The organism is Thermostichus sp. MS-CIW-37 (assembly GCF_054060065.1).
This window is the reverse complement of the sequence record NZ_JBSSCV010000051.1, coordinates 1-7,774: the sequence shown is the minus strand read 5'-3', so window position 1 is coordinate 7,774 and position 7,774 is coordinate 1. Positions and strand designations below refer to the sequence as shown.

Annotated in this window: 8 protein-coding genes; 3 read left to right on the top strand and 5 right to left on the bottom strand. The window is 59.9% G+C overall.

Going from position 1 to position 7,774, the window contains the following annotated elements; genetic code table 11:
* Nucleotides 1–110: 110 nt before the first annotated feature.
* Nucleotides 111–455 carry a DUF4168 domain-containing protein gene (locus tag ACVWYZ_RS14010; RefSeq protein WP_414418490.1) on the bottom strand — a complete coding sequence of 115 codons (345 nt, stop codon included), beginning with the start codon at nucleotides 453–455 and terminating at the stop codon, nucleotides 111–113.
* 388 nt (nucleotides 456–843) lie between these two features.
* Between ACVWYZ_RS14010 and bchI the strand changes: the two genes are divergently transcribed.
* Nucleotides 844–1,902: a magnesium chelatase ATPase subunit I gene (bchI, locus tag ACVWYZ_RS14005; protein ID WP_414374395.1), complete on the top strand. Its 1,059-nt coding sequence runs from the start codon at nucleotides 844–846 to the stop codon at nucleotides 1,900–1,902.
* A 73-nt stretch (nucleotides 1,903–1,975) separates the two neighbouring features.
* On the opposite strand, the gene ACVWYZ_RS14000 is transcribed toward bchI, so the two are convergent.
* The 3 genes from ACVWYZ_RS14000 to ACVWYZ_RS13990 form a co-directional block, all read right to left on the bottom strand.
* Nucleotides 1,976–2,644 carry a cofactor assembly of complex C subunit B gene (locus ACVWYZ_RS14000; RefSeq protein WP_457467399.1) on the bottom strand — a complete coding sequence of 223 codons (669 nt, stop codon included), beginning with the start codon at nucleotides 2,642–2,644 and terminating at the stop codon, nucleotides 1,976–1,978.
* 105 nt (nucleotides 2,645–2,749) lie between these two features.
* The gene (locus tag ACVWYZ_RS13995) at nucleotides 2,750–3,238 is read right to left on the bottom strand and encodes a thermonuclease family protein (protein ID WP_457467398.1); all 489 of its coding nucleotides are present in this window, start codon (nucleotides 3,236–3,238) and stop codon (nucleotides 2,750–2,752) included.
* 389 nt (nucleotides 3,239–3,627) lie between these two features.
* Nucleotides 3,628–4,782 carry a homocysteine biosynthesis protein gene (locus ACVWYZ_RS13990; RefSeq protein ID WP_457467397.1) on the bottom strand — a complete coding sequence of 385 codons (1,155 nt, stop codon included), beginning with the start codon at nucleotides 4,780–4,782 and terminating at the stop codon, nucleotides 3,628–3,630.
* A 129-nt stretch (nucleotides 4,783–4,911) separates the two neighbouring features.
* On the opposite strand from ACVWYZ_RS13990, the gene ACVWYZ_RS13985 reads away from it, so the two are divergent.
* Nucleotides 4,912–5,841 (top strand): ABC transporter permease, encoded by a 930-nt coding sequence (locus tag ACVWYZ_RS13985; RefSeq protein WP_414422420.1) that lies wholly within the window; start codon nucleotides 4,912–4,914, stop codon nucleotides 5,839–5,841.
* A complete protein-coding gene (locus ACVWYZ_RS13980; RefSeq protein WP_457467396.1) occupies nucleotides 5,838–6,683 on the top strand; it encodes an ABC transporter permease in 846 nt (281 codons plus the stop codon). Before ACVWYZ_RS13985 ends, ACVWYZ_RS13980 begins: the two co-directional genes overlap by 4 nt.
* Here ACVWYZ_RS13980 and cpdA read toward each other — a convergent pair.
* Nucleotides 6,680–7,474: a 3',5'-cyclic-AMP phosphodiesterase gene (gene cpdA, locus ACVWYZ_RS13975; protein WP_457467395.1), complete on the bottom strand. Its 795-nt coding sequence runs from the start codon at nucleotides 7,472–7,474 to the stop codon at nucleotides 6,680–6,682. The two genes, ACVWYZ_RS13980 and cpdA, sit on opposite strands and share 4 nt — an antisense overlap.
* Nucleotides 7,475–7,774 lie beyond the last annotated feature (300 nt).

Sequence of the window (7,774 nt, the reverse complement as noted above, 5' to 3'; positions counted from 1 at the left end):
CGCCTGAAATTCCGAAACTTAGCTGTCCTCTGGGGCCGCTAGGGATTGGGATAAAGCTCGCACCCTGCGCATAGCGCGGGTGTCGGGTAGTTTACTTTTACCAGTCACTTTTATCGGACTGGCGGTCGGGGATCCTCGCTTTGCAGGCGGAGAATTTCGGCCTCAATGCGCTGTTGCAAAGCTTTGCCCTCTTCGGAGCGGATCAAGAGTGTAATGCGGTTGTAGTCGGGCACAGTCATACCGTGGCGAGTGATGATCTCGGTCGCGGTGCGGATGAATTCTCGCCGGATTTGATCTTTGCTGGCTGGGTCGTTTGTGGCTTGGGAGCGCTTTTGGGCCTCTTGCCGGTGGGGCTCCATCTCCAAGACGATACGGGCGTACATTGTTACCTGCTCATCGCTCAACACCACAGAGGTGGTGGGGGTTTGAGCCACGGCCAGAGAGACAGTGAGCACAGGGATCCAAGTGCAAACCCAGATCAAACCCACCAGCCCTTTTTGGGCCACGCTTTGGATTGGAAATGCCGTCCACCGTCTCCGACTTGCTTTGCCTGACACTGCTGATGTCTCCCCACCCGCCAACTGTTGCTCAGGTTGCCTAGGGTTTTTGTGAGCTTTCGGCCCCACGCCGGTTCAACACTCTGATGAACCCCGCGGGCTTCGATCCTATCTGCTCCTCTCTGTGAAAGCCCAGGGCGTCGTCCACGCTGACAACTGAGCTTGCTTTTCCATTTGACCGAAAACTGGTCTTTAGGTTCCAGTTCCAGTCCCTTTCCAGCCTATCTGACACCCAGAAGGGAGTGGCCTCTGGGATAATGGGGATGAATTGTTGGTTATTGCCCCTATGCATTTGGAACGTCGCCCGGTTTTCCCGTTTACGGCCATCGTTGGCCAAGAGGAGATGAAATTGGCCTTGCTCCTCAACGTGATCGACCCGCGCATTGGCGGAGTGCTGATCATGGGGGATCGCGGCACGGGCAAATCCACCACCATCCGCGCTTTGGCCGACCTGCTGCCCCAGATCGAGGTGGTGAAAGGGGATCCCTTCAACAGCCACCCACGGCAGCGGGACTTGATGAGCGATCAAGTGTGGGAACGGCTCCAAGCAGGGGAAACGCTGGAAAGCACTTGGATCCAGGTGCCGATGGTGGATCTGCCCTTGGGGGCAACGGAAGACCGGGTGTGTGGCACTCTCGACATTGAGCGGGCCTTAGCTCAGGGGGTGAAGGCTTTTGAGCCGGGGCTGTTGGCCAAGGCCAATCGAGGCATCCTTTACGTGGATGAAGTCAACTTGCTGGATGACCACTTGGTGGATGTGTTGCTGGACGCGGCGGCCTCAGGCTGGAACACCGTGGAACGGGAAGGCATTTCCATTCGTCATCCGGCTCGGTTTGTGCTGGTGGGATCCGGCAACCCGGAGGAGGGGGAATTGCGGCCTCAACTGCTGGATCGCTTTGGCATGTTTGTCCAGATCGAAACGGTGCGAGATGCCGCCCTGCGGGTGCGGATCGTGGAGGAGCGCAGCCAGTTCGACGCCGATCCCCAGGCTTTTTTGGCCAAGTATGCCGATTCCCAGCAGCGCCTGCGGGAACGCATCGAAAAAGCCCAACATCTTTTGCCCACCGTGGCAGTGGATCCCGATTTGCGCTTGAAGATCTCCGGAGTATGTGCGGCTTTGGAGGTGGATGGGCTGCGCGGAGACATTGTCACCAACCGGGCTGCCAAGGCCCTGGCGGCTTTGGAAGGGCGGAGCGAGGTCACCGTCGCCGATATCCGTCGGGTGATCAGCCTGTGTTTGCGCCACCGCCTGCGCAAGGATCCCTTGGAAACCATCGACTCCGGCTACAAGGTGGAAAAAGCCTTCAGCGAAGTGTTCCAGGTGAGCTTGGAGAGCGCCGCCTAGCCCAAGCACTCCGCGCTGCTAGCCCTCACCCCCGGCCCCTCTCCCGGCGAAGGGAAGTTGGGAGCGGCGAACCTCAGCCAAATAGGGCCGCTAACTTGTCGGCAATGGCGGCAATCCAGGCTTGCTCCTGCCGGCTGAAGCTGCGTGGGGTATCGCTCCCCAAAATCAAGCACCCTTTCTGGCCGATGGGCTGGCACAGCACGGCTTGGGATCCGGGGGGCAACAGATCATTGAACTCGGCGCGGGCCGGGAACAGCTTGAGATCCACCAAATACACGGGCCGCCCCGTTTGCAAAACCCGCTGCAAAACGCTCTTGGGCTGAATGGAGGGCATCTGGCCGGGGTTGGCCAGGATCCCCCGTTGTAGGAGGGTTCGCCCACCCACCCAGATCACCACAGTGCGGGCGGCAGTGGTGCTGAGCAGGGTATGGGAGGCCCAAGCCAGCTCCAGTTTCTCACTTTCGGAAAGATCGGGATGCCAATCGCAGCCGGGGATCCCTTGCAGGGGGGCCGTTTGGGGCGGAAGAGGCTGGATCTGCTGCCACAGCAGGCCGGTCAAGATCAAAACAGCGCTGAGGAGGATCCCCAAGGCATCTGAACGGGACTGGCTGGTGAGCAATTCCGGCGTAAAGGCCAGTCGATTGATGACCAAGAGGGCGCTGCCCAAAAGGCCGGTCACCAGAGGCAGCCGCCTCACCCAGCGATTGGGATCCCTGGGGGCTGGAGTGGGTTCAACCGTCAAGGCAGGCTAGGCATAACCTAGAGGAAGTAACGGGAGAGAAGGGAGAAGCTCTTTCCTCTCTGCTCCCTTGAAGATTAAAGAACTGAAGTTCAGTATAAAGCCAACTCAGAGACGGCTCCAAATGCCAAGGCGCTCCTGCTGGGCTTTTTCTTGTAGGCCACCATAGTAGCTGTCGTACTTGATGTTGTGGCTGTAGGGGACGATACGGGCCAGGCCATTGCGCACCAACATGGCGTTCATTTGATGACCTTCTAGCCAGACATAAGCCTCCACCAAGCCCGTGGCATCTACGTTGCGCAGCAGCTTATCCCCTTCCAGCTTGACGGTGCGGTAGAGGATGCGCTCTCGCATCAGTTCAATAGCTTGCTGGTAAAAGGGGTTTTCTCCCGGTCTGAGGCCTTCGATCCCGGCCAACCGGATCAGGCGCATCTTCTGTTCCCCTTCGATTTGCACCACCAAGGTGTCGCCGCTCACCACCCGCACCACAACCGCATCGGGGTAGCGATCGAAGCGGTGGTTGTCGAAGTAGAACGGGGTATCGGGAACGACCCGAGGCTCTCCAAACCCGTGGCCGGGAAGGACGGGTATGGTCATAAGCAATCCCAATGCAGCAGAGCCGAGAGCAATACGCTGGAACATGACCTTATCTCCCACTTTAGACACGGCCCCCTCTCTTTTTCCCGCCGGGGAGTTTCCGGTGGCAACACTTAAAGCGTAATGGTAGCGGCAACTGTCTAGAAAACAACCCCGCCGCAGGTTTGGAAGGGATCCCAGCCGGCAGTAATTCTGCAGATCTGCTGGGGGTTGGGTTGCCCAAGGTTCCCAGGCGACTGCGCCATTTCTGCTGACTTTTCTCCAGTTCCTCCAGCTCTTCCCGCAATTGCCGGGCGGATTTGTCGCTGATGTTTCTCAGCCTTGAACGGGGATTGGGCTGGTCTCTTTCTCTGGAGAGGCTGTTTGGCAGGTGGGAATTCAGGATCCGTCTAGCCGAGGGGATTTTGGGAGAGAAACTCCCGATCCAGGGGCAGGGGGGCGACGGGTTGGGTAAGGGTGAATTGGCCGCTTTCTATCCATTGCTTGAGGATTTCGGCAATTTGCATGGAGCGGCGCAGGCTGGCCAGAGGGGCAGTGCGAACCTTGCGGCCATTGAGGGTGATCTGGCCGGATTTGAGCTGGGCATAGCTCACCAAGCCAAAGGTGGGCCGCACCCGGCGGGGAATGGAAAAGTCGATCACCGGTGCCACCAGTTCTTCATCCCGGATGGCGATGGCCTCCAAATCCGCAGGAGCGAGGATGGGAATGGGGATCCCGACCCCCAACATCAAGCTGGGACCGTAGTTGCGGAAGTAGCAGCCCCTCACCCATTCCGCCTGCATTTGCTTGGCATCTCCAATCAGGGCCAGGGTGGCCGCCGGGCCGATGGGAGTTTGGTTGGGCAATCGCTTTTGCAATGGAAAGTGCTGGGTACCCTCCCAGGCGACGTAGCCAATGCCGCCCCCCAAAAAGATGCGGCTGCCGATCCCCACCCGGCGCAACAGGGGATCGTTCAACAAGGGGGATAGCTCTCCCGGGTTGGAATAGACGGCATTGCCCAGATGCGGTTCCAACAGACCCAAGTAGGTGTACAAAGGCCGATCCCCGCCGTTCACCCCGACGATGAAGTTTTGGTAGGCATTGCGGGGGTTGAACAGGTAAAACTGGTTGAGCTGATCCCGAGTCAGGGTGGTCTCGTAGTCGGCGCGGGGGTAACAATCGGTCACTTGGCCGATGGCCCGCAAATGGACGCGCTTGCCCGCCACCAGGTCGGCAATGACATGGCCGCCCCCATAGGCTTGATCCGCTTGCTCGCTGGGTTGGGCTGCCCCTAGGTAAAGATCCACCGCGCCAAATCCGGCATAGGCCGGTACCCCGTTCAGCCAAGCTTGGCGAATCTTGATGGGCGGATCCGTATGGCCCAGGTTCACAATGGCTCCTGAAGACTCCATTGGCTCAAAGGTGCCGGTGGTGATCACATCCACCTGCTCAAAGGCTTCCTGGATCCCCAAGGTGGCCAGCTTGGCTTTGGCTTCCAGGGCCGTCCACACCCGCACCTGGCCTTTGGCAATGCGTTGGTTAATCTGGTCTAGGGTTCTCTCCATGGGATGTAAAGATCGCAATGGTTGGTCGCGTTGGCGGTGTGGAGCACTAGGCAGTCTTGATCGCTTGATCGTCGAGGGATCCGCTCCCATCTTGAATTCTTTCGTGAGGCAGCTCTTGGGACTGGCTCAATGAATAGCTTAAATGGACGGGGATCTGGGCCGGTGGGGCTTAAGGGGATCCGGCAGTATGGGCCGCTTTTGCCGGCGTTGGGGTTGGTGGGCCTGCTCTACGGCGGGGGGCTGCTGCTGGCTCTGGCCCAGAGTGTGGGCCTCTACGGCCTGGGCGAGAGGGGGTTTACCCTGCAGGGGTATGGGGAGCTGCTGCGGGATGCGGAAGTGGGGGGATCCCTGTTGCTCAGCCTCAGAATCGCTCTGTTGGCAACGGGGTTGGCGCTGCTTTTGGGGCTGGGGCTGGCGCTGCTGTTGCGGGGGGTGGGGGGGTGGGCCATCTGGCTTGGCCAGTTGACGCTGCCGATTCCTCATTTGGTGGGGGTGGCGGGGATGCTGCTGCTGCTGGGGCCCAGCGGTTGGCTGGCGCGGCTGGCCTTCCAACTGGGCTGGATTGCCTCGGATCAGGATTTTCCCTTGTGGGTGAACGACCGCGGCTATGTGGGGGTGTTGCTCTATTGGCTTTGGAAGGAGATCCCGTTTGCCGCTCTGGTGGCGCTGACGCTGCTGCGCGGGATGGGATCCGAGCTGGAGCAACAGGCTCGGCTGCTGGGGGCTTCTGCCGCCCAGACGTTTTGGTATGTAACGCTGCCCTTGCTGAGGCCGGGGCTGCTGGCCACCGGGATTCTCATCTTCGGCTTTGTCTTCAGCGCCTTTGAGGTTCCCTTGCTCTTAGGGCCCACCTACCCGCGCACCTTGCCCGTTCTGATCTATCAGCGCTTCACCCACATCAACCTGGAGCAGCGGCAGCAGGCGGTGGCGCTGGGGGTGATCCTGTTGGTCATCTCGGCAGCGGTGGTCAGTTGGATGGCAGGGCTGTTTGCGGCCAGGGGATCCCTTTGGCAACCGCCGGTCGCCTCAGCAGGACGGAGTCCTTGGAGAAGGCCGTGAAAGGACGCCACATGCACAGATGGATTGGGGGATCCCTGCTCCGCCTTGGGGTGGCCGGAGTGGCCCTCCTTTGGGCTTTGCCCTTTGGGGTGCTGGCTCTTTGGGCCTTCACGCGGGCCTGGTATTTTCCCGATGCCCTGCCGCAGGCATGGAGCTTAGTCGGTTGGCAGCAACTGCTGTTCGCTCCAGCGGGAGGGGGATCCCAGTTCCGGGCAGCCTTCGGCCAGAGCTTGCAAATTGCCCTGTTTACCACCCTGCTGGCCCTGGGGGTGGGGATCCCGGCGGGACGAGTTTTGGGCACCCATCCTGTGCCCGCCTGGCTGCGCCTGCTGTTGCTGTTGCCCGTCATCACCTCTCCTCTGGCTGTGCTGATGGGGATCCAAGGGGTGCTGATTCGCCTGCGGCTAGACGGTGCCCTGCTGGGGGTGGTGCTGGTGCATCTGATCCCGACCATTCCCTACATGGCTCTGGTGATGGGCAGTGTGTTCGCCCGTTTCGACCGCGGCTACGAGGCGCAGGCCCGCTGTTTGGGGGCGGATCCCTGGCAGGTGTGGTGGCAGGTAACGTTGCCCCTCATTGCCCCTGGGGCAGCCATTGGGGCGGTATTTGCCTTTTTGATCTCCTGGAACGAATTTTTGCTCACCTTCTTCGTCGGCGGTGGGCGGGTTCTCACGCTGCCGATGCTGCTCTACAGCCTTTTGCAGGGGGGAAACAACACCTTGGTGGCCGTGGTGGCCCTCCTGTCAGTGGTGCCGGGGTGGTTGGCCTTGCTGGGGGCCAGCGTTTGCTTGGGGCAGGCCATCGGGCTACCCCCCGCAGAGGCTCAAGAGGAAGAGAGCTAATATCCCTTCAGGGCCAGGTTGGGACGTTGCAGAGCGGCCCCCACCCGTTGAACCTGGGTCTTGAAGCTGCCATCTCGCTCCAGCCATATCTGCCTCAGGGCAGGGGGAATCACCTCCAGGCCAAACTGAGGGCTCTTGGGACGAAATTGCACACAGGTTGAGGGACAAGCCAGGTAATCAACCCCCTCCCGCCGGTGGCGCAGGTCTTGGTGAATGTGGCCGAATACAACAAGGCGAATGTGGTCGAACTCGTCCAGAACCCCGAACAACCGCTCCGGCTGCTGCAGGGCGCTCTGATCCAGCCAGGCAGAATCCACCGAAAAAGGGGGATGGTGCAAGGCCAACAAAACATGGTGTTGGGCGGCTTTGCTCCGCTGCAATTCTTGTTTCAGCCACAGCAGCGTGCGCTCCGTCAGGTAACCGCTATCTTTGCCGGGCACGAGGGAGTTCAACAAAATAAAGCTCCAATTTTCCCGGCTGAAGCTCTTGTCCCCAAATAGCCGCTCGGCGTGGAGCTCTTGGTTCATGGTGTGCAGGCGATCGTGGTTGCCTGCCAACCAGTAAGTATCGATGGGGAGAGCCTGCAAATGGGCTCTCAAACGGGCGTAAGATGCCGCACTGCCATCTTGAGAGAGATCTCCGGTAAGCAGCAGCAGATCGGGCAAGGGATCCAGAGCGGCAATGGCCTTTTGCACCTGCAGGAAAGAGGCTTCCGTGTCCACCCCCAGCAGCCGGTGATGGGGCCTGGCAAACAGATGCAGGTCGCTGATCTGAACCACATACACGGTCATAGAGCAAGCCCAAGAGGGGTGGGATCCCATCTCCGCAGGTTCAAAACACTACCGTTCTAGCACCAGATGGCCCGGCTGGAACCAGTAGGTATGGTCATTTCAATGCAACCTAGGAACTGCACCCACACCTAAAATGTTGAATGCAGGGAACCACAAGGCTTTCCCCTGTAGGCCAGGCGTCTCACCCCAACCTAAATGACCACAACTCAGCTAGAAATCGCAGGAGCCCCGCACTGTACCCGTAGGGTCAGTGTCGGGAGGAATGCGGAAGTTATGATAGAACCATGACCCAAGTCCTGA

What these genes read in the sequence shown, in the direction of transcription:
- bchI (WP_414374395.1), top strand. Translation starts at nt 844, where the DNA reads ATGCATTTGGAACGTCGCCCGGTTTTCCCGTTTACGGCCATCGTTGGC.
- ACVWYZ_RS13995 (WP_457467398.1), bottom strand. Translation starts at nt 3,238, where the DNA reads ATGACCATACCCGTCCTTCCCGGCCACGGGTTTGGAGAGCCTCGGGTC.
- ACVWYZ_RS13990 (WP_457467397.1), bottom strand. Translation starts at nt 4,782, where the DNA reads ATGGAGAGAACCCTAGACCAGATTAACCAACGCATTGCCAAAGGCCAG.
- ACVWYZ_RS13985 (WP_414422420.1), top strand. Translation starts at nt 4,912, where the DNA reads ATGAATAGCTTAAATGGACGGGGATCTGGGCCGGTGGGGCTTAAGGGG.
- cpdA (WP_457467395.1), bottom strand. Translation starts at nt 7,474, where the DNA reads ATGACCGTGTATGTGGTTCAGATCAGCGACCTGCATCTGTTTGCCAGG.